General features: G+C 38.5%; 22 protein-coding genes and 1 tRNA gene. 5 read left to right on the top strand and 18 right to left on the bottom strand.

Annotated features, from left to right (window positions below):
- Positions 1-23 precede the first annotated feature (23 nt).
- The gene (locus tag GQR54_RS02130; protein ID WP_165740633.1) at positions 24-509 is read right to left on the bottom strand and encodes a CreA family protein; all 486 of its coding nucleotides are present in this window, start codon (positions 507-509) and stop codon (positions 24-26) included.
- Positions 510-716: 207 nt separating this feature from the next.
- Between GQR54_RS02130 and GQR54_RS02125 the strand changes: the two genes are divergently transcribed.
- A complete protein-coding gene (locus tag GQR54_RS02125; protein WP_002957818.1) occupies positions 717-1,046 on the top strand; it encodes a 5-carboxymethyl-2-hydroxymuconate Delta-isomerase in 330 nt (109 codons plus the stop codon).
- A gap of 310 nt (positions 1,047-1,356) precedes the next feature.
- Here the strand turns inward: GQR54_RS02125 and GQR54_RS02120 are convergent.
- From GQR54_RS02120 to GQR54_RS02105, 4 genes are all read right to left on the bottom strand, one after another.
- Positions 1,357-1,433, bottom strand: a tRNA-Ile gene (locus GQR54_RS02120).
- 254 nt (positions 1,434-1,687) lie between these two features.
- Positions 1,688-2,185 (bottom strand): hypothetical protein, encoded by a 498-nt coding sequence (locus GQR54_RS02115; RefSeq protein ID WP_081473447.1) that lies wholly within the window; start codon positions 2,183-2,185, stop codon positions 1,688-1,690.
- Positions 2,186-2,561: 376 nt separating this feature from the next.
- Positions 2,562-2,720, bottom strand: coding sequence for a YqaE/Pmp3 family membrane protein (locus GQR54_RS02110; protein ID WP_002957822.1), 159 nt, complete (start codon positions 2,718-2,720; stop codon positions 2,562-2,564).
- A gap of 72 nt (positions 2,721-2,792) precedes the next feature.
- Positions 2,793-3,359 (bottom strand): BON domain-containing protein, encoded by a 567-nt coding sequence (locus GQR54_RS02105; RefSeq protein ID WP_007586486.1) that lies wholly within the window; start codon positions 3,357-3,359, stop codon positions 2,793-2,795.
- Positions 3,360-3,687: 328 nt separating this feature from the next.
- Between GQR54_RS02105 and GQR54_RS02100 the strand changes: the two genes are divergently transcribed.
- Positions 3,688-4,356, top strand: a complete 669-nt coding sequence (locus GQR54_RS02100) for a LiaF domain-containing protein (RefSeq protein ID WP_007586484.1) — start codon at positions 3,688-3,690, stop codon at positions 4,354-4,356.
- Positions 4,357-4,394: 38 nt separating this feature from the next.
- Here GQR54_RS02100 and GQR54_RS02095 read toward each other — a convergent pair whose 3' ends face one another.
- Entirely contained in the window at positions 4,395-4,811 is a 417-nt protein-coding gene (locus GQR54_RS02095; RefSeq protein WP_166376401.1) for a VOC family protein, read from the bottom strand.
- 256 nt (positions 4,812-5,067) lie between these two features.
- Here GQR54_RS02095 and suhB point away from each other — a divergent pair, with 256 nt between their 5' ends.
- A complete protein-coding gene (suhB, locus tag GQR54_RS02090) occupies positions 5,068-5,871 on the top strand; it encodes an inositol-1-monophosphatase (RefSeq protein WP_002957826.1) in 804 nt (267 codons plus the stop codon).
- Between the two features lie 53 nt (positions 5,872-5,924).
- Here the strand turns inward: suhB and GQR54_RS02085 are convergent, their stop codons facing one another.
- The 6 genes from GQR54_RS02085 to queA form a co-directional block, all read right to left on the bottom strand.
- Positions 5,925-6,734: a transporter substrate-binding domain-containing protein gene (locus GQR54_RS02085; RefSeq protein WP_166376400.1), complete on the bottom strand. Its 810-nt coding sequence runs from the start codon at positions 6,732-6,734 to the stop codon at positions 5,925-5,927.
- A 322-nt stretch (positions 6,735-7,056) separates the two neighbouring features.
- Positions 7,057-8,004 carry a protein translocase subunit SecF gene (gene secF, locus GQR54_RS02080; RefSeq protein WP_007586474.1) on the bottom strand — a complete coding sequence of 316 codons (948 nt, stop codon included), beginning with the start codon at positions 8,002-8,004 and terminating at the stop codon, positions 7,057-7,059.
- Between the two features lie 9 nt (positions 8,005-8,013).
- Positions 8,014-9,873: a protein translocase subunit SecD gene (gene secD, locus GQR54_RS02075; RefSeq protein ID WP_165739576.1), complete on the bottom strand. Its 1,860-nt coding sequence runs from the start codon at positions 9,871-9,873 to the stop codon at positions 8,014-8,016.
- A gap of 19 nt (positions 9,874-9,892) precedes the next feature.
- On the bottom strand, positions 9,893-10,228 hold the full coding sequence (gene yajC, locus GQR54_RS02070) for a preprotein translocase subunit YajC (RefSeq protein ID WP_007586472.1): 336 nt from the start codon (positions 10,226-10,228) through the stop codon (positions 9,893-9,895).
- A 25-nt stretch (positions 10,229-10,253) separates the two neighbouring features.
- Entirely contained in the window at positions 10,254-11,381 is a 1,128-nt protein-coding gene (tgt, locus tag GQR54_RS02065; RefSeq protein ID WP_007586471.1) for a tRNA guanosine(34) transglycosylase Tgt, read from the bottom strand.
- Positions 11,382-11,563: 182 nt separating this feature from the next.
- A complete protein-coding gene (gene queA / locus GQR54_RS02060; protein ID WP_166376399.1) occupies positions 11,564-12,595 on the bottom strand; it encodes a tRNA preQ1(34) S-adenosylmethionine ribosyltransferase-isomerase QueA in 1,032 nt (343 codons plus the stop codon).
- Positions 12,596-12,782: 187 nt separating this feature from the next.
- Here queA and GQR54_RS02055 point away from each other — a divergent pair, with 187 nt between their 5' ends.
- Entirely contained in the window at positions 12,783-15,314 is a 2,532-nt protein-coding gene (locus tag GQR54_RS02055) for a GGDEF domain-containing protein (RefSeq protein ID WP_166376398.1), read from the top strand.
- Positions 15,315-15,495: 181 nt separating this feature from the next.
- Positions 15,496-15,708, top strand: a complete 213-nt coding sequence (locus GQR54_RS02050; protein WP_002957835.1) for a hypothetical protein — start codon at positions 15,496-15,498, stop codon at positions 15,706-15,708.
- Positions 15,709-15,732: 24 nt separating this feature from the next.
- Here the strand turns inward: GQR54_RS02050 and GQR54_RS02045 are convergent, their stop codons facing one another.
- The 6 genes from GQR54_RS02045 to pstA form a co-directional block, all read right to left on the bottom strand.
- The gene (locus tag GQR54_RS02045; protein ID WP_166376397.1) at positions 15,733-16,653 is read right to left on the bottom strand and encodes a hydrogen peroxide-inducible genes activator; all 921 of its coding nucleotides are present in this window, start codon (positions 16,651-16,653) and stop codon (positions 15,733-15,735) included.
- Positions 16,654-16,735: 82 nt separating this feature from the next.
- On the bottom strand, positions 16,736-18,004 hold the full coding sequence (locus GQR54_RS02040; RefSeq protein ID WP_166376396.1) for an inorganic phosphate transporter: 1,269 nt from the start codon (positions 18,002-18,004) through the stop codon (positions 16,736-16,738).
- Between the two features lie 39 nt (positions 18,005-18,043).
- A complete protein-coding gene (locus GQR54_RS02035) occupies positions 18,044-18,721 on the bottom strand; it encodes a TIGR00153 family protein (protein WP_166376395.1) in 678 nt (225 codons plus the stop codon).
- Positions 18,722-18,871: 150 nt separating this feature from the next.
- Entirely contained in the window at positions 18,872-19,573 is a 702-nt protein-coding gene (gene phoU / locus GQR54_RS02030) for a phosphate signaling complex protein PhoU (RefSeq protein ID WP_007586465.1), read from the bottom strand.
- Positions 19,574-19,619: 46 nt separating this feature from the next.
- Positions 19,620-20,447 carry a phosphate ABC transporter ATP-binding protein PstB gene (gene pstB, locus GQR54_RS02025; protein WP_007586464.1) on the bottom strand — a complete coding sequence of 276 codons (828 nt, stop codon included), beginning with the start codon at positions 20,445-20,447 and terminating at the stop codon, positions 19,620-19,622.
- Positions 20,448-20,474: 27 nt separating this feature from the next.
- Positions 20,475-22,124: a phosphate ABC transporter permease PstA gene (pstA, locus tag GQR54_RS02020; RefSeq protein WP_166376394.1), complete on the bottom strand. Its 1,650-nt coding sequence runs from the start codon at positions 22,122-22,124 to the stop codon at positions 20,475-20,477.

Genomic DNA, 22,124 nt, shown 5'->3' with positions numbered 1-22,124 from the left:
CTCTTATAAGTTTTAGTACTAGTTTAGTTTTTTTGTGTAAGCGCCCAATCCCACGCTTGAGTATTGTATAGCGGCACTGTTGATAGTGCATGGTGGTGGCTACCACTGGATTCTTTAGTTGAATACGATAAATATAATAAAGTACGATTCTCAGCATCGTAAATACGGCGCACTTTTAGTGATTTAAATAATATACTTTTAGATGATTTGAATATCACCTCGCCCGACTTGCTGCGGTCTATTTTTTGTAGCTGCTGCGCTGTAATAGGACCCGTTTGACGACATGCTATAGACATATCAGACGGATCAGAAAAGTCCAAATTAGCCTCTATATGACTAATATGACAAGTAACGCCTTCAAGGATTGGATCTTGCTGCGAATTAACCACAACATCTTTAGTTGTAAATAACCCCAAACTTACCGATGCAACATCGTCAGAGCAAGCACTTAATGTAATAACTGCACCTGTAAGTAAAGCTAAACGTTTAAATTTTTGTGGTAATTTCATACTTATCCTTAATTAATATATAAGTAACTTGGCACCTACGTTACTAAGCGAAGGTTCACCTGTTTGTTTTTATACTAACATCAAAAATAAATACGACTAAATTAGTTTAAAGTAAAGATTTTAGATAGCTCAGGGTTTAGCGAACCCTGTTGTATTTGATACAATTAACTCTCGCTCATGCAGTAACTCATAATAGGAAACGCCTAAATGCCGCACATTATTATTGAACACTCAGAAGACCTCCCTGTTTTACCACAAGTACTGGTAGAAAAAATTCACACTACCGCTTTCGAAAGTAACTTATTTGAATTAGAAACCATCAAAACACGCGCTATTGCTTATCAGCAATATCAACTTGGCGCAGGAAAATCAGGGTTTATACATATCGCGGTACATATTTTAGCGGGACGCTCAATTGAGCAAAAACAAATGTTAAGCGAACTATTACTTTCATGCTTAAAAACATACTGCAGAGCATCAGACAGTTTAAGCGTAAATATTTACGATATTGAGCATGAGATATACCGTAAAAATTAGTTAACTCTTGTAGTTTTGAGCAATAGAAGTAAACACTAGCAAGTAAAAAGCCCCAATAGGGGCTTTTTTTGTATTCTGAAATCAGATGCAGCTCATTATTATTTACAAGACAGAGCATGAATAGCGTCCGATCTAACGCTGGAATTTAATAGTGCATTCGCACTCTTTCAAATTTAAGAAAGCTTAGCTTAATCTATGGATTAACTTTATTTAAATTATACTTATTATTAGGGGTAGATAAAGAATAATAAATTACACGATATTAAATTCATATAGCATTAAATAATTTGAATAGGTATTTTTTGGAAAGTGGTGGCCCCTCCCAGACTCGAACTGGGGACCTAACGATTATGAGTCGTGTGCTCTAACCAACTGAGCTAAGGGGCCAACTTTTATATAACTGCTAGGCAGTTAATTTTTGAAGCGTTCAGTCACAGAGCGACTAAAGCGGGTTGCAGTATAAAAACTTTTTAGGTGCTTGTCACTACCAAACACCTTTATTTTAACAATCAGTAAGCTAACTGCTTAAATAGTAATCTTTTAGGTGGGTATAAGCATAAAATACAAGATATTTCCCATGATATTCTCTGCATTAAATTATAACCCCCCCCTCCCACATGTAGTCTTTTATATTTAACGCTCTACTTTTTAAGTAAAGCTAACATATATGTGTAGGCATACAAGGCTGTAAAAAATATGCTTGGGGCTACTGTAAGTGCCAAATTAGGTGTCTGATTAATTACATTCACCATAATCACTAAGCTCGATTGAACAGTAATCGGAATAATAGGCGCAAAAAGTACACCTGCTATTTTTTTGTTACCTAAATACGATGCGCTAGAGTTAATTGCATTATTGAAGCTTTGTCGTATTGCTACGTTTTGTGGTGTTTTAGAATGAAACATACAAATAATTGGAGTTACAAACGCAAGCGTTACATAACTAGACTTATACTTGTTGACGACCTTTTCTAAAATAAAAGTAAAAAACAGCGTTACAAATCCACTATACAAACCTTGTACTAATGCAGCTTGAAGCGTGACCGATTTAGCAATATCTGCCGAACTGTTTGCCCAGTAGGCCCAGCTAAAATAAAAAACGAATGACACAACGCCTGACAGTATAAGTCGAATATTCAATTAGCTACCTCAATATGCGTAAAAGCTTGGTGTAATGATAACACTAGAAGTGATGGTAATATTGTCACTAAATAATAGAGTAATTAACCGCGTATTGTAGATATAAACAAACTAATATTAAAGATTTCCTAAATGGCATCAATACAGAATCAGAACACTACTGTTAGTTAGAAAGCTTAATTGAAGTAAACAATGGTTTGGCTGAGGGAATGTTGGGAGTGAGTTACAAGAAATAAATCACTTAGTTTGAGTAAATTAAAAATTAGATTTTGATAAAAAATATTTACTTTAAAAATTAATATTGTGAGCCGAACAGTACTGGGGCACTTTTATCATTAGGCCTCAGTAGTCGGCTTACACAATATATAATCTGTCATTATTTTTTCGCAATAATGTAGATTGCATGTATTAACCCTGGGAAATAACCTAGCAGTGTTAATAAAATATTTAACCAAAAGTGCATACCTAAGCCAACTTGCAAAAATACACCTAATGGCGGTAATAAAACTGAAAGTATTATACGAATAATATCCATGACTAAACTCCATTTAAATTAAGCATTAAAAAGGCGTAAAGCCCAGTGTTAGTGGGCCTTAACTATACTGTACTATTCAGCAACAATAGCTAGTTTATCAACTACGTCACGAACATCTTCAGCATTTTTAGCAATTTTAACTGCTAGTTGTTTTTCAGCTTCAGACTCTACTGAACCGTTCAGAGTTACAATACCGTTGTCGGTATCAACATCAATGTCTGTACCACCTACTTCTGAGTCAAACAGGAAGCGAGTTGTGATTACAGTGGTGATTTTAGCGTCCGTTAGGTCGTTATCATCATCGTCCATCATGTCATTGCTTTTATCTTTGGTATCCATGCTTTTAACAACAGTAAGGCTGTTATCAACATCAGATACACCATCTAGGCTAAGTACAAGTTCTTCTGCTAGCTCTTTATCAAGCTCGCTATTAACTTTACCTGTAAGTACTACTTTGCCATTTTTTACATCAGTGTTAATGTCAAAGTTGTTTAGATTAGTGTTCATAAGTAGAACTGTTTCTGCCTTACCATCAATCCAAGCATCTTTACTTTCGTTTTCCCAGCTGTTTGCTTGGGCACCCATAGCCGTAGTACCAAGAACTAGAGCTGCGATAATAGACTTGTTAAATGTTTTCATAATCTTTCTCCTTTTGATTAAAGACACTTTAACTAATGCGAGCTTTGGGCCAACTTTATTTATACTTAAATTTCAATAGGTTGAGTTTACTTTGGAGTGAGGCATTATCTATAGTTGTGTAACTATTTACAGGCTACTCGGTAAAAATTTCTCAAATAGTGAAAATAGCTAGATAATTGCATTTTTGGTTAATCTATCGTTAATATAACAAAATAAAAAACATCATTATAAATTAACCTACTGATAATTAGGGTGATTATATTTGGTGCGTGCTTTGCATACAAACATCAAGAGCAGTATCAATAGTAAATACAATAAGGAATGCCCCATGTCTGTAAAAGTTGAAGACCGCCCAATAGAGCAAGTACGCGAACAAGTAATTGACCAATTAATTTATAATTACAGTCATGGGGTTATTTCTGTTGATGCATTTGAGAGACGACTCGATAGCGCGATGGATGCACCTAATAACGACGCTCTTTTAGCCTTAGTAGAAGACTTAACACTTAATACCGATCAGCAATATAAAGCAGAAAAACAATCGCAATTTAAACCACATTATAGTGCACAGCAAAACAGTGATGATGATTTTACATTACGCAGTATTTTAGGCTCTAACGAACGAAGCGGTCAGTGGGTTGTCCCAAAAAATATATATTTAAGTAACTTTATGGGATCGGTGGTACTTGATTTTACTGATGCCATTTTTGCGCATCAAAATGTAACTATTCACGTTAACTGTATTTTTGGTAGCGATGAGATTTACGTACCAGAGCATGTAAATGTAGTGTCTAAAATGTTTTGTATTTTAAGTAGCCTTGAAAATAAATCGGTATCACTTAACAAACGCCAAGGTCCTACTATTCATATTGAAGGAAAGGCAGTTATGGGATCGGTTGAAGTAAAAATAAAGCGCACAATTAAAGAAAAATTTATGAGCTTTGCAAATGAGCTAAAAACCCAGTTTGGCACGGGTAATAATAACCGCTCACTATAATTGAGTAGCAGCACTTTAGCGTGCTGCTTAGTATTTTATTATAAATCGTTATTTCGCTCGCTTGGTATATCACTTAAATACTCTACAAATTCCACCTCAAACCCGGCGGGATCAATAAAGTAAACATTTTTTCTAAACGGGTTCTCACTACCTTGCTTACTTATCCCAAAACCCGCTTTATTTAAGCGTATCACTACCTCATTTAAGTGATTAGTCACATAAGCAAAGTGTGCAAAACCAATTTGATGGCCCGATAAGTTTCTGTTTTCACCTTCACCATGGTCGCTTATCGCAATGTAATGCGTGTCATCTCCAAAGTGTACCCAGCGTCTTGGTTTTCCGTGCCAATCGCCTCTGCCCTCACTTCTGACTGACCAATGCGGAAATACAGCTTGGTAAAATTTAAGCATACTATCTATATCACTCGCGACTAAGTTTACGTGCTCTAAATACATAATGTTGTCCTATCAATTAAGTTAGGAGCACGATAAAACCTCAAGCTAACTTTAGGTAAAGAGTTATTTAAAATTAATTCGATTTAATTAGGGCCTGTTGACTTAATTATTATCTTGAAAAAATATAGACACTTTTCAATCTTGTATAAAAAACAAACATAAGTATTTGGGGTTTATTGTTTACTTTATGTCAAAAGTCGCTAAAATACGCCGGCTGAAATATATAAACGTTCTTTTACAACCCAAAGGTAATACCATGCATCCAATGTTAAACATTGCGGTTCGCGCTGCGCGCAACGCAGGCAAAATTTTACTTCGCGCAAGTGAAGATTTATCAAAAGTTGAAGTGCAACAAAAAGGCGCTAACGACTTAGTAACTAACATTGATAAAGAAGCCGAAGCCGTAATTCGTGACACTATTTTACAGTCTTACCCTACTCACTCTATTGTTGGTGAAGAATTAGGTGAGCATAAAGGCAAGGATGATGATTACCAATGGATTGTAGATCCTATCGATGGAACAACTAACTTCATCAAAGGTATCCCTCATTACGCGGTTTCTATCGCACTTAAAGTTAAAGGTCGTTTAGACCAAGCTGTTATTTATGATCCAATTCGTGGTGAGCTTTTCACTGCATCTCGCGGTCAAGGCACTCAGTTAAACAGCAAACGTCTACGTGTTAGCAAAACTACGGTTCTTGCAGGCACTGTACTTGCTACTGGTTTCCCTTTCAAAAACAAAAACCACATGGATGCATACACTGAAGCGTTTAAAGCATTGTTTGTACACACTGCAGACATTCGCCGTGCAGGTTGTTCTGCTTTAGATATGGCATACGTTGCAGCTGGCCGTGTTGATGGATTTTTTGAAATTGGTTTAAAACCTTGGAACTCTGCTGCAGGCGAACTTATGGTTAAAGAAGCGGGCGGTATGGTTGTAGATTTCGCTGGTGGTAATAACTATAACCACAGCGGCAATATTATCTGTGGTTCACCAAAATTGACTCAAGCAATTATTCGTGAAATTCGTCCAGTATTAACTGAGTCGTTACTTCGCTAATTTGATGCTATTAATAGCATGCTAAAAAGGAGCTCAGGCTCCTTTTTTTGTGCCTAAAAATAAGGGTTATCGAGCTTAATCTCTATCGTTTTGCCTTTTGTATAAGGTAGTGTATTTAAATCCTTTGCGAAGTATTCATTAAATAATGCGTCAAATTCACCGCTTTCCTGCATCACTATTAATCCCTCTTCAACAGCCTTTGCTAATTCAGGTTTACTCTTAGTCACAAAGTAATAAATACCGGTTGGATAACTTATGTATAAATTAGGCACGATTACTAAATTACTTTGTTTGTTTTCAACAAGCTCAGAGTTAACCTCAATAAACGAACGAGGAAAGTAATCTATTCGTCCACGGCTCGTTAAAGTGAACATGGCTTGGTAGTTAGTAAGCGGTCTTACATGTAATCCGTTATAGGACATTATTCTTGTATCTGGCCAGTTGTGCCCTTGTACAGCCGAAAACGTAGCTAGCTGCTCAATATTTTTTACCTTTTTAAAGCGCGCCAAGTTTTGCTTATTAGTTAATAAAGCTCGCTTACCTATATAGCCTTTAAATAGTGGTATTTTTATCGCCAAAGCAAGCGCCTCTCGCTCTGGACTGCTCATACTCCAATACATATCTAATTCGTTATCATCTAGGTTTATTAACTTACGCTTTTGCAGTTCTGATATGGGGGTCATTCGGATAACACCGGAGTAGTTAACACTTTCAAGTGCACGTACTAATAACTCATTGAGGTATTCTTCTCGTGCGTTTTGGGTATCTTGCTTTTGAGCAACATTAATTATTTGCTCTTGCGCCATAAGTGAAAAACTTACAAACAAACTAAATACACTGATAGAAACTTTTATTGGTAACATAATAATTACCTGCTTTGTTTAAATTACCTATTATTGGCTGAAAGGCTAAACACTTCTAAAGCATCCCTTGAGCACATAAATAAATAGATAACTAGAGCGATAACACTTGGCTTATTTTAGCCTCAGTGGCCGGTGACTTAACCTATGGCGATTTATATATTATTGCAAAAAGGTCCTACCGATTCACACTACAAAGTTAGCACTGTTTTCGTAAGCTTGCACTGTTACATCCGCTAATGAAAACTTAGACGCCTGAACAATTAATAAATTGCAGGTATAAAAAAACCGCTCATAGGAGCGGTTTTTATTTAATGAGACTCTACTACGGCATTGCGTCTAGGTCTGCACCTTCTTTTTCAATTACTTCTGGTATTAAGTCTTCTTTGCTTACGCCCATTGCTATAGCAACAGAACTCGCAACATAAATCGAAGAATAAGTACCAATAAACACACCAAACAGCAATGCAGTTGCAAAGCCATGAATGGTTTGTCCGCCCCATGCAAACAAAGCAATCAATACTAAAATAGTCGTGATTGAGGTTACAAGTGTACGGTTAAGTGTTTGCGTAAGTGAAATATCAATAATTTCTACTGTATCGTCAATGCGTACTTTACGGAAATTTTCACGAATACGGTCAGATACAACAATCGTATCGTTAAGTGAATAACCTATTACCGCAAGAATTGCCGCTAATATAGTTAAATCAAACTCTAAACCTAATATCGAAAATAAACCCACAGTAATAATAACATCGTGTAGTAGTGCACCTACCGCACCCACAGCAAAGCGCCATTCAAAACGAAATGCAACGTAGATTAAGATACAAATAAGTGCAGTTAACATGGCAAGGCCACCCTGCTCTTTTAAGTCTTCACCTACACTTGGGCCCACAAACTCAATACGGCGCATTACTACGCTGTCATCAGCTTTTTTAAGCGCATCGATTACTTGGTTACCAATTACTTCAGCTTTAACATCACTACCGCGCGGTGCTAAACGAACTAAAATCTCTTGGCTTGAACCAAATAGTTGTACTGATGCATCAGCAAAACCATTATCAGCTAGCGCAGCACGTACTTTTTTAAGGTCTGCTGGCTGTGAAAAACCAACTTCTACCGCAGTACCGCCGGTAAAATCTAAACCAAAATTTAGACCTTTAACAAAAACTGATGCAAACGACGCTAAAATTAATAACGTCGAAAAACCCATAGCCACTTTACGAAGAGACATGAAACGAAGGGTTCTACTACCCAAACTTAAAATTTGCATGTCAGCTCCTTAAATCGAAAGTTTATCAATACGTTTACCACCAACAAATAAGTTGATTACCGCACGGGTACCAACAATGGCTGTAAACATTGAAGTTAAAATACCAATCGCAAGTGTCACTGCAAAGCCCGCAATCGGACCTGTGCCTACTGCAAACAGTATAATGGCAGCGATTAACGTGGTGATGTTAGCATCAAATATAGTGCTAAATGCGCTATCGTAACCGAAATGAATCGCTTGTTGAGGGCTGCGGCCATCGGCCAGCTCTTCACGAATACGTTCAAAAATAAGTACGTTAGCATCAACTGCCATACCTACGGTTAATACAATACCTGCAATACCAGGTAGCGTAAGTGTCGCGCCTGGAATTAAAGACATAACACCAACAATCAGTACTAAGTTAGCCGCAAGCGCAAGGTTTGCAACCATACCAAAGCCTTTGTAGTACACAAGCATAAACACAAGTACAAACGCAAAACCAAGTGCAACCGCAGTCATACCCGCTTCAATATTTTCTTGGCCTAAGCTTGGACCTACAGTGCGCTCTTCAACAATTTGAATTGGTGCTACAAGCGCACCTGCACGAAGTAGCAAACTTAAGTTATGTGCTTCAGCTGGGTTATCGATACCTGTAATACGGAACGAGCGATCAAGACGTGCTTGAATTGTTGCTACGTTAATAACTTCTTCAACCTTAATAGGCGGAAGCGCTTTACCGTCTGCATCTTTTTTACCTGATGGCTTGTACTCAATAAATACCGTTGCCATACGCTTACCAATAGCACGTTTGGTAAAGGCATTCATTTTTGCCCCACCTTTGCTATCTAGCGTAATACTCACTTGCGGGCGTTGGTATTCATCAGCGCCAGATTGCGCGCCAGTTATATGGCTGCCTTCTAGAATAATACGCTTTTTAAGTACAACAGGGTAACCGTCGCGGCTCATGATCATTTCAGTACCCGCAGGGATACGACCTTGAGCAGCAGCGCTAATATCAGCGTTTTCGTCTACTTCACGAAATTCAAGTGTTGCTGTTGCGCCTAAAATTTCTTTAGCGCGTGCTGTGTCTTGAATACCAGGTAGTTGAACAATAATACGCTCAGCGCCTTGGCGTTGTACGTTAGGTTCTGCAACACCAATTTGGTTGATACGGTTACGAATAATCGTTTCATTTTGCTTGATAGCGTAGTCACGAATTTCTTTGAGTTTTTGTTCACTCATTGTCGCAAAAAATGCTTTATCGTTACTGCTGTCATCAATGTAGACATTTAGCGGGTAGCGAGTTTCTAAGAAGCTCTCTGCTGCATTTTTGTCTTCTTCAGTACGCATTTCTACACGCATACGATCGGAGCCTGCTACGCGGCGAACACTACGGTAACGTAGTTTTTCTTCGCGCAGGTCGCTACGAAAATCTTGTTCCATTTGCTCAAGCTGGTTATCAACCGCTGTTGCCATGTCGATTTCCATGGTGAAATGTACGCCACCACTTAAATCAAGACCTAGCTTCATAGGGTTGCCACCAACCGCTTTTAACCAAGCTGGTTGAGCTGGTGCCATATTAATGGCAGAAATATAATCGTCGTTAAGCGAATCACGCAGTAAGTCATGCGCTTTAAGCTGTTCTTCAACATTTTTTAAACGAACTAAAATTTGTCCATCTTCAAGTATTGTCGATTTAGCGGTTACATTATTTTTTTCAAGGATTGCGTTTACTTTGTCTACAACACTGAGATCGACATCAGCGCCTTTAGCACCTGAAACTTGTATAGCCGGATCGCGACCATACAAGTTTGGAGAGGCATATAAAAGGCCAATGGCTACCACAGCTAAAACAAGTAAATACTTCCAAACTGGAAACTTGTTTAACACGGGGTCGTCCTTATTATTTTTATAGCGACTTCATTGTGCCTTTTGGCAATACTGCAGATACTGCAGATTTTTGTACTGTTACTTCTGCCTGCTCGTTTAAAGAGATAACGATGAAATCTTTCTCTTCAGAAATCTTCACAATTTTACCCACTAAACCGCCTTGGGTAAGTACTTCATCGCCTTTAGCCATCATACTCATTAAGCTTTTGTGCTCTTTAACGCGCTTAGCTTGCGGGCGGTAGATTAAAAAGTAAAAAACCAAACCGAAAATAGCTAACATTATTAGCATTTCCCAACCACCGCTTGCCGCAGGTTGACCAGCTGCTGCGTGTGCATTTGAAATAAATAAACTCATGATACTTCCTCTTTAATTTTAAAGTTTAATTTTTTATATCTACTAGCTCTGGCACGTCTTGGCCTCGGCGAGCATAAAAATCTTGTACAAATTCTTCTAATTTACCTTCGCTAATTGCATTACGTAAACCTTCCATAACACGTTGATAGTAACGTAAGTTATGAATTGTGTTTAGTCGCGCACCTAAAATTTCGTTACATTTATCAAGGTGATGCAAATAAGCTCGTGAATAGTTTCCACACGTATGACAATCACACTCAGGGTCAAGTGGCCCTGTGTCTGTTTTATGTACTGCGTTACGTATTTTTACTACACCCGTGGTAATGAATAAATGGCCGTTACGCGCATTACGTGTTGGCATAACACAGTCAAACATATCAATACCACGGCGAACAGACTCAACTAAATCCTCTGGCTTGCCTACACCCATAAGGTAGCGTGGTTTGTCTTCTGGCATTTTAAACGCACAATGATCAAGAATATTCATCATTTCGTTTTTAGGCTCGCCTACTGATAGACCACCTAATGCATAGCCATCAAAGCCAATTTCTTCTAAGCCTGCTTGCGATTGTGCACGTAATTCTGGGTACATACCACCTTGAATAATACCAAACAAAGCAGATGGATTGTCGCCATGCCCTTCTTTTGAGCGCTTAGCCCAACGAAGAGATAACTCCATAGAATCTTTAGCTTCTTTTTCAGTTGCTGGATATGGCGTACACTCGTCAAAAATCATAACGATGTCTGAGCCTAAGTCGCGCTGTACTTCCATCGACTTTTCAGGCGACATCATAATTTCATCACCATTTACTGGAGATTGAAATAACACGCCTTCTTCAGTGATTTTACGCATTGCGCCTAAGCTAAATACTTGAAAACCGCCTGAGTCAGTTAAAATTGGGAAATCCCAATTCATAAAGTCGTGTAAATCACCATGTTGCTTAATGATTTCAGTACCTGGACGAAGCATTAAATGAAAGGTATTACCTAAACATATTTGCGCACCAGTGGCTTTTACTTCATCTGGCGTCATACCTTTTACAGTACCGTAAGTACCAACAGGCATAAATGCAGGTGTTTCTATTACACCACGGTCAAAAATTAAGCGGCCGCGGCGCGCTTTTCCGTCAGTACAATCTAATTCAAATTTCATATCATCCTCAATGTCAGAAAAACAGTCCAACAAGCTATAATTTAACCGCTCGATTCTACCCTTTTTACCTCATTAATACTATTAGCTGCGATAAATTCAGTTTTACTTATTACGTAAACAAAAATCCCAGCTTTGTCGCTGGGATTTTCAGTATTATTTACTGAGTAATAAATAATAAGCTGTTACTTGCGTGTTAAAAACATCGCATCACCGTAACTAAAAAAGCGGTACTTTTGTTCAATTGCCGTATTATATGCACCCATAATATTGTCTTGTCCGCTAAAAGCGCTGACTAACATTATTAGAGTTGATTCTGGTAAGTGAAAGTTAGTGACCATGGCATCCACAACATTAAACTGATAGCCCGGAAAAATAAATATATCAGTATCACCGAAATACGTATCTAATTTGCCGCCGTGAACTTTAGCTGCCGACTCTAATGAACGTACTGAAGTTGTACCAACCGCAATTACTCGCCCGCCATTTGCTTTGGTTTGTGCAACGGCTTGCACTACGTCATCAGGCACCTCAATGTACTCTGAATGCATTACATGCTCATCAACACTATCTACTCGTACTGGCTGAAAAGTACCTGCACCTACGTGCAACGTAACAAAAGCCATGTTTACACCTTTCTCTTTCAGTGCATTCATTAGCTTATCGTCAAAATGTAAGCCCGCTGTTGGCGCAGCAACTGCACCTGGCTTTTCTCCATAAACAGTTTGGTAACGTTCGCGATCAGCTTCGGTATCAGGTCGGTCAATATAAGGAGGCAGTGGCATATGGCCAATATCATTAAGTATATCTAGCACGTTTTGGCTATGATCAAATTCAAGCTCAAATAGGGTATCGTGGCGCGCAACCATTATTGCCTTGGCTTTGCCTTCAAGAATAACTTCGTTACCAACCTTGAGTGATTTACTCGCGCGAACATGTGCTAATACTCTATGTTCATCTAGCACTCGCTCTACAAGCACTTCAACTTTGCCACCAGAGGCTTTTTGACCAAACATACGTGCTGGAATTACGCGTGTATTGTTAAAGACTAACAAATCGCCTTCGTTTACTAAATCAAGTATGTCGCTAAACACTTTATGTTCTAGAGTTCCGCTTGGGCCATCTAAAGTAAGTAAACGGCTGCTAGTTCTGTCCGCTTTAGGAAAACGAGCTATTAATTCATCAGGTAAGTCAAAGCTAAAGTCAGCCACGCGCATAATTAGTAATCCACATCATTTAAAATCGCGCCAAGTGTATATGTATCGGATATTAAGCTCAAGAAATCAGCCAAACTTATAATGTCTTGTTTGCGTGTTTGTCATTTAATTTTCTTGTTCTTATGGTTAAATGTCACTATTCTTGTTCGGCTGAATTATTATAAGTTACATTAGGGGTGTTCAACACGTGCCAAACCAGCTTAAATTGCTAATATTAAACGCAAGTAGTGCTGAACGTCGCGCGATTAAAGGCACTTTAGATAGCTTAAATGTATTTACCTTTATTGATGCGCAAGATAGCCAACAAGCTTTAAAGCTTTTAAAACAACACCCTGTTGATATTATAATAACGGGCATTAATGTTGGAAAAATTGACGGCTGGCGCTTTTCGAGGATGATCCGCTCAGGATTATTAAAAACACCAAAAAACACCCCAATTTTACTTATTCCGCCAATTTACTGTGAGCGTATTGCCGAAACAACAGCCAGAAGCTACGGGATAGATGCTGTACTGCCGTTTGAACATAAAGATATGCTTCCTCAAGTGCTTGCGAATGTTTTATCTACGCACCTAGAAAAAAGTAGCCGACTAAATTTATTGCTATTAGAGCCACTTCAAAATACGGCCGACAAAATTAGTGAACAGTTAAAGTTAAACTTTGCTATTACTCACGTTACCTCAGCTAAAGCAGCACTAAACGCTTACAACCAACAGCAGTTTTCAATTGTGCTACTCGATGCCACTACATCAAGTGCAGGGAGCTCGAGTGTACTCGTTGAAGAAATACTACAGCACAATTCTAAACAAGCTATTGTTACGATTATAGAAAGTGATGATGCTGATTACGCTGAGCAGCTTTTGCTGTCTGGTGTTACCGATTTTATTAGAGCCCCATATGACCCTTCATTTTTAAACAAAGTGTGTGACCACGCCGCACGACGTGAAGATTTTATGGTGAGTTATGCTGAGTTTGCTTACAAAGTAGAGCAGCTAAGCGTGAGCGAAGTGCGTTACAAAGAGTTATTTTCGGCTCATCAGCGTATTTTATTGCATTTAAATACGGTTGTTTTAGAGCTTGATCAACAAGGGCATATTCGTTTTATTAACCCTGCATGGGAGACATTAAGCGGTTTTGGTGTTAAATCATCACTACAAACCCCATTAAGCGCTTATTGTAATAACGAAGATAAAGGAAGACTAAATTATACTATTAATGACATTTTACATGGTGGCGAGCAACAGCAACAAATAGAAGTAAAGCTCACCCATAAAAATGGCAACTTAATTTGGGTCGAATGCAGATTACAGCTAATCAAAAATAGTCGTAATAACGCGACCATAACCGCCACTATCGACAATATACACGAACGAAAGCAAGCAGAGATCCAACTACGTCATTTAGCACACCATGACCCATTAACTGGTTTACATAACCGTTATTACTTTGATCAACAGCTTAATAAAATATGCCAAGATAAATACACGTATGATGGCATAGAGCATGCTGTTATTTATATTGACCTCGATCATTTTAAAATAATAAACGACAGCAAAGGTCACCACCAAGGTGACATAGTATTAAAAGAAGTGGCGCAATTATTTAAAGCAAATATTGGCGACGATCACCTAGTGTGCAGAATAGGCGGTGATGAGTTTGCAGTCATACTTACTGATATGAATTTATTGGATGCCCACCTCATTGCTGAAGGTGTGTGTAGTGCGATAGAAAAACATGCTTTTAAATCAGAAGATCAAATATACACAATTAGCTGCTCTATTGGTTTAACTCAAATTACAACACAAAACAATGACCCTAATGAGTGCTTAAAACAAGCCGATATTGCTTTGTATATTGCTAAAAACCTAGGGCGTAATTTAGTACACTGCTACTCGAAAGAAGATGCTCAAAACAATACGCTTCAAACAGGGCTTGAATGGGGTCACGAAATTCGACAAGCATTGCAGCAAGATAACATTGAGCTGCATTACCAACCTATTTGGGATTTTAAAGAGTGTAAAGTTGCTTACTTTGAAGCGCTCTTACGCTTAAAACTCAAAGGTGAACTCGTATATCCAAATCAGTTTATTCCCTCTTTAGAAATGCTTAACGACACATTTTTGATGGATCAATGCGTTATACGTAATGCCGTTGCTTGTGTATCTAAGCACCCTGAGTTAAACCAAGTTGCTATTAATTTGTCAGCACAATCATTTTTAGATGAACGCTTATTGCCATTAATTGAATCAAACCTTGAAAAGTATAACGTGCCCCCTTCGCGGATAATTTTTGAAATAACTGAATCTGCGAGTATTAATAACTTAAAAGCCACTCGTAAAATGATTGAGAAGCTTAATAGCTTAGGCTGTCATTTTTCTATTGATGATTTTGGAACTGGCTTTAGTACATTTAACTATTTAAAGCAGCTTCCGGCACAGCATGTAAAAATTGATGGCTCATTTGTAAGCGACATGCTTAATGACCCTATAGACTTAGCGTTAGTAAAAGCAATAAATGATATTAGTCGGTCTCTCGGTAAGCTTTCTGTAGCTGAGTACGTTGAAAACGAAAAGATATTTTTTGCACTAAAAGAGATAGGTGTTGATTATGGACAAGGCTACTTTATTGCACGCCCAGTACCTGTTGAAAAAGTAAAAAGTGAACTTGAAAAAATTTCAAAAAATAAAACGTTTTACCAACAACAAGCTAGCCCAAAATAAACAAAATTAAACAATTTGTTACTACCAATATTACCTTTCTTGCCTATACTTTCAGTATCAAATAAAAAATGTCGCGCGTTTTAATGCATTTCACTTTAAAAACATGACATTACCTTTTGGCGGCGTAGTACTGATATTTATAGTGGGTTTCAAAGCTATTTAAGCTTTTAAGGAGAAAGGTATGACACAGCTAGTTATGTTATTACTGATTATACATTTTGCAATCGCGTATCAGTGTTATCGTTACGCAAATATTAAAGGCTACCCAGTTAAGGTTTTTACTGTATTAGGCTGCGTGCCTTACTTTAACTTGGTGGTATGGATTTATTTACTATTTTTACCCGAACTTGAGCCTTTTGAAAGCCATCTTCAAAATCAAAAGCAGCCTTTATAGGCTGCTTTCATTCATTTCCTATTCTTATTTAGAAAAATCTAAACTGCATTGGCGCTTTAAAAATACCTCAAGCTGTTGACTAAATAATTTAAAGTCGCGGATCCGCCCCGTAGTTTTACGCCACAATATGCCAATATCTCTATATGCATCACTTTGTGATGGTGTTGCCACCATATTTTTATTATCTAAAATTCCGGCGTTAATCGCCATTTGTGGTAAAAAAGTCACCCCGAGCTGATGCTCAACCATACTCAATAATGTATGCAAGCTTGCTGCTTCAAATGGGTTAATACAACTAGCACGGTTTAAATGACATGCACTAAGCGCATGGCCTGTCATACAGTGCTCACGCTCGAGTAAGAATACGCTAGCCTCTGGTAATAGATTAAAGTCGACTACGCCCTTTGCAGCGCTGTAATCCTTATGGTGCACTAAACTAAACTGATCTTTTGCTAATACTTGTGTATGAAATTTATCGGTTTCGTATGGCAGTGCAAGTAGCGCTAAATCAATATGCCCATGCTCAAGCTTATCCAGTAGCTTATCACTCGTATCTTCTATTAAAACCAGCTCTAAATCACAGAAGGTTTCTTTACAAAAGTGATACAGGGGAGCCGCTATAAAGCTAGCAATTGTAGGTATAACACCCACTGTTAATTTACCACTCAGTGGTGTTAAAAAGCTTTTAGTGAGCTCTTTTAAACTAATTGTATCGTTAATTATTTTACGAGAGCGCTCAACAACTTCTTCACCAATACTGGTAAACATAAGGCTGCGATTTTCGCGTTCAATAAGCTGGCAACCCAAAGTTTCTTCAAGATTTTGAATAGCACTGCTTAAAGTAGATTGTCCAATAAAACAGGCACTGGCAGCTCTGCCAAAGTGCTGATGTTGATGAACAGCTAATAAATACTGTAGCTGTTTGATACTTGGAAGATTAGTCATTTTTTCTTTCCACAAATAAAAAGACCCCAACACCTAGGGCATTGAGATCTTTTCAAGCTAAAAGTCTTTGAGTACTTTTTTGTTAAACCCCAAATGCGGTTCTTAGTACGTAGAAAATAACAATAGCAAGGGCAGCGCCAACTGGCAATGTAATTACCCAAGAAACTACGATGTTTCTGATAACACCCATGTTAAGTGCACCGATTCCACGTGCCATACCTACACCTAATACCGCACCCACTAAGGTTTGAGTAGTAGAGATTGGCATACCAGTACCTGATGCAATAACAACGGTAGAAGCAGCAGCTAGTTCAGCAGCAAAACCACGGCTAGGTGTTAAATGCGTAATACCTTCACCAATTGTTTTAATTACTTTTTTGCCCAAAATGGCAAGACCCGCAACAATACCAAAACCACCTAAAGGTAGAATCCACCAAGCAATAGCCGCTTTTTTAGCAATTTCACCATTGTTTTCAACAATGTTTACAACGGCAGCTAGTGGACCAATTGCATTTGCAACGTCATTAGAGCCATGTGCAAAAGCCATACAACATGCTGTTAATACCATTAATACAGCAAACACTTTTTCAACATTGTTGAACTGCATTTGTTTATCTGCTTTTGGATCAATATTTAAGCGAGATATGGCAATTTTACCAATTACAGCAACAATTATTGCAACACCTACTGCAAGTGCATAGCCTTCGGCTGCGCCGAGGTCTATACCAACATGCTTTAAGCCCTTTTTAATTGTAACCAATGCCATAATAAAACCAGCTAAGCCCATATAAAGGGGGACATAACGTTTGGCATTTTTAAGTGGTGCATCTGTATTGAAAATAAGTTTTTGCGCACTCATAAATATTAAGTATGCAATAAAGCCTGATATGGCGGGCGTTATAATCCAACTACCTACAATACCACCTACTTTATCCCACTGAATCGCTTCGGTACCCACAGCAACTAACGCAAAACCAATGATTGCACCAATGATTGAGTGAGTCGTTGATACTGGCCAACCTAAGAACGAGGCCATTAATAACCAAGCACCCGCTGCAAATAAAGACGAAATCATACCCAAAACCATTAGGTCAGGGAGATCAGCAAATGGTGCTGCGTCAATAATCCCTTTACGAATTGTTGAGGTAACCTCGCCACCAGCTAAGTAAGCGCCTGCAAATTCAAAAATCATCGCTATAAAAATAGCTTGTTTGATTGTTAGCGCTTTTGAACCTACAGATGTACCCATGGCGTTCGCTACGTCGTTCGCGCCAATACCATAAGCCATAAAAAAGCCGACTGCTGCGGCAATTAAAATTAATACCGTGCCGTAAGATGCAATGATATCCATTGTAAAACCTTAATCTTTCGTGTTTGAACTGATTTTAAATTAACGAGCCAACATCAGCTCAAGACGTGATCCTACGCGCTCTGCAATATCTGCAAGCTCGCCAACCCATTCAATGATTTTGTATAAAAACATCACATCAATTGGATTTAACTCACCCTCTACATCACGTAGCTGGCGGCGTACTTTTATCTGCATTTCATCCGTGTCTTGTTCTATGGCATCCAATTCAACTAACATTTTTTCTACTAAGGTGACTTCTCTACCTTTAAAACCCGTTTCTAGCAATTCTTCTAATTCGTTAATTGCTTTAGATGCTTGTTTAGTCGCATCTACACAACGAGTTAAGTAAGCTAAGAAATCAGTTTGCATAACTTTTGGTATGGTCATTTCACGACCAATCACTCGCCCTGCAATGTCTTTCGCTTTATTAGCAATCTTATCTTGTTGGGTTACTAATTCGAGAAGATCTGTACGCTCTACCGGCATGAATAAACCACGTGGTAATTGTAAACGTATATCTCTTTTCATGTCATCAGCTTCACGCTCTAAATTGCGAATCGTGATGCGAAGCTCTTCTGCTTGTACCCACTCTTCTTTAAATACGTGATTAAAAAAAGGTATCAAAGATTTACTTGCTTGATGAACCTTCTTGATGTGTTCTTCCATTGGTTTGATAGGAGATTTTGCAAATACCCCTAAAAACGCGTTTGTAGGCATAACTGACCCTTTAATCAAATTGATATGCTTTGCAGCATGAATTTTACAGTATTAACCAAGATTGTGAACGCTTTTTATTACTTCACTCAAGCTTGCAATACACAAAGCGGCACTAAGCCGCTTTAATGAAAAAGAATGATAGATAAAAAATCATAGTGACTTTTCTATATCTTCTTGAGATGTATGGCGAATATCTTTGCCATTAACAAAATAAATAATGTATTCAGCAATGTTCTGACAGCGATCACCAATACGCTCTAATGAGCGAACAGACCAGACTAAGTCCATGATTTTAGGTATTGAGCGTGGATCTTCCATCATGTAAGTCATTATTTGACGTGTGATGGCTTCATATTCGCGGTCAACCTTTGCATCTTCTTTATGTACTTGAAATGCACGTTGCACATCCATACGGGCAAATGCATCTAGTACGTCGTGTAGCATTTTTAAAACCTGGCGGCCCATATTTTCAATATTTACTAATAAATCTTGCTGATCTTTGGTAAATGAGTCTAATGCAACTTTAGCAATTCGCTCAGCTTCATCGCCAATACGCTCTAAATCAGCAATTGTTTTAGCAATTGCAATCACTAAACGCAGGTCACTTGCTGCAGGCTGACGACGAGCAATAATACGCGTACACTCTTCATCAATGCTTACTTCCATTGCATTCACTTTATAATCGTTCTGACGTACCTTTTGAGCAAGCTCTGCATCGTTACGACTCACCGCATCAAGCGCACTATTTAACTGCTGCTCAACTAAGCCACCCATACTTAATACATGATTACGTACATTTTCTAGTTCTTGGTTAAAACGCCCAGAAATATGTTTATTAATATTATGTTCCATAGTTACCTTCTCTCTTAATCTTGCACAACACGCTACAACGGGCTAATTAACCGTAACGACCGGTAATATAATCTTCGGTCTTTTTCTTCGTTGGTGTAGTAAATAAGGTATTTGTGTCTGAGTACTCAATCAATTCACCCATATACATAAAGGCTGTTTGATCAGATACACGTGCTGCTTGTTGCATGTTATGTGTAACAATAACAACGGTAAATTGGTTTTTTAAATCGTTTATTAGCTCTTCTATTACCAAAGTAGAAATAGGGTCAAGTGCTGATGTAGGTTCATCTAATAAAAGAACTTCTGGCTCAATTGCAATTGAGCGAGCAATAACTAAACGCTGTTGCTGACCACCCGATAAGCCAAACGCGCTATCGTGTAATCTATCTTTTACTTCATCCCATAAAGCAGCACCACGAAGTGATTGCTCTACCACTTCATCTAACTTACGCTTCTCTTTAATGCCTTGTAAGCGTAGGCCATAAACCACATTTTCATAAATTGATTTAGGAAATGGGTTAGGACGCTGAAACACCATACCTACATTACGACGAAGTGCTGCTACATCTACGCTCTTATCGTAAATATTTTGACCGTGAAGTAATATTTCACCTTCAATACGACAAATATCAACCAAATCGTTCATGCGGTTAATACAACGTAATAGAGTTGATTTACCACAGCCCGATGGTCCAATAAACGCAGTTACTTGGCCTTTTGGAATGTTCATATTTACTTTATTAAGCGCTTGCTTATCACCGTAGTAAAGATCGAGATCTTTAATCTCTAGCGCTTTTTGGTCATCCGTTAAATTTTCTAAGTCTAACTTCTGGCCTATATTAGCTTGGTTTACTTTTGGAGCGACTGTAATCATTTTTGTTACCTATAAAATCTTTACTAATTAGTGTTCAAGCGATCTGTACTTTTCACGTAAATGGTTACGTATACCAATGGCCGTTATGTTTAGGGTAATAATCACCGACACCAATAAAAAGGCCGTTGCGTATACCAGCGGGCGTGCCGCTTCAACATTAGGGCTTTGGAAGCCAACATCGTATATATGAAAGCCTAAATGCATGAACTTTCTATCTAAGTGAAAATACGGGAAGTTGCCATCAAGTGGTAATGTAGGGGCCATTTTTACAACGCCTACTAGCATTAACGGTGCAACTTCACCTGCAGCACGCGCAACTGCCAGTATTAAACCTGTCATAATTGCAGGGCTTGCCATTGGAATAATTATGCGCCATAACGTTTCAACTTTTGTTGCGCCAAGCGCTAGTGAACCATCACGTACGGTACTTGGAATACGAGATAAACCTTCTTCAGTCGATACAATAACAACTGGCAGCGTTAGTATAGCGAGCGTTAATGCCGACCACATTACACCTGGCGTACCAAATACTGGCGTTGGCGACGATTCTGGATAAAATAATTGGTCTAAGCTACCACCTAACATGTATACAAAAAAGCCGAGGCCAAATACACCGTATACAATTGAAGGAACACCGGCCAAGTTAATCACTGCGATACGAATCATTTTAGTGATTGCATTTTTGGCGGCGTACTCGTGTAAGTAAATTGCAGCAACAACGCCAAACGGCGTCACAATTACAGCCATCAGCATAACCATAAATACAGTACCAAATATAGCAGGGAAAACACCGCCTTCTGTATTTGCTTCACGTGGATCATCGGATACAAACTTACCTAGTTGCACAAAGTAGTGGCCTAGCTTTGCAAAAAAGCCCATATCGTTTGGAAACCAAACATCAAGTACTTGATACATAGGAATTGTAACAACTTCACCGCGCATATCTTTTACAGTTACGTGGTCACGTTTAGCTTGTTTGCGTAGTGAAAATAAATCTTTTTCAAGTACACCATACTCTGCACGTAATTCAGCACGTGCTTGAGCAAGCTCAGCAACACGCTCATCAGTGAGAGCGTTATCAAGTAAGTAGCCTTTTTCTTTTAAACGTAAGCGTTCAAGTGCGTAGTTAATATGCCCAATGTCACCATTTTGCAAATCAAGTGCTTCGTCATTTAAATCAACCGCACGCTCTACAAGCTCATGTAGCGCTTCTATTTTATCGCCATTAACCGGTTGACCGTCTTTAATAACGTTTTGCACATAACCATAAAAGTTACCGTTTTTACTACGCTCAAATACTGCAAGCGCCGCTGGTGCTGTTTTATTTGTTATGTCGGTTTCTAATATCCAACGAAAATCTAAATCTACATATTCGCGGTTACCTGTTTTAATAAGTAAGCGCTCTATTTCTTCTTTTTCAAATCCGCTAACATCAATACCTGTGGCGGCTAAACGCGTTTTTGGTACTAATTCACGGTCGTAAACTTCGCCAATAACAGTTTGCTTTGCAATCGACCCTTCAAGTTCAAACTGTACAACTTCTGAAGGCCAGAAAAAGCTTAACCCTTTCCAGGCTATCATTGCTAATAAGCCTAAAACTGAAATCAAACTGATGCTCACTGCACCACCGGTCATCCAAATCCAAGGAGAACCAGACTTAAACCACTGCTTTACCAT

This window comes from Pseudoalteromonas sp. Z9A4, assembly GCF_011378845.1.
Taxonomy (GTDB): Bacteria; Pseudomonadota; Gammaproteobacteria; order Enterobacterales; family Alteromonadaceae; genus Pseudoalteromonas; species Pseudoalteromonas arctica.
This window is presented reverse-complemented; position numbering and strand designations above follow the sequence as displayed.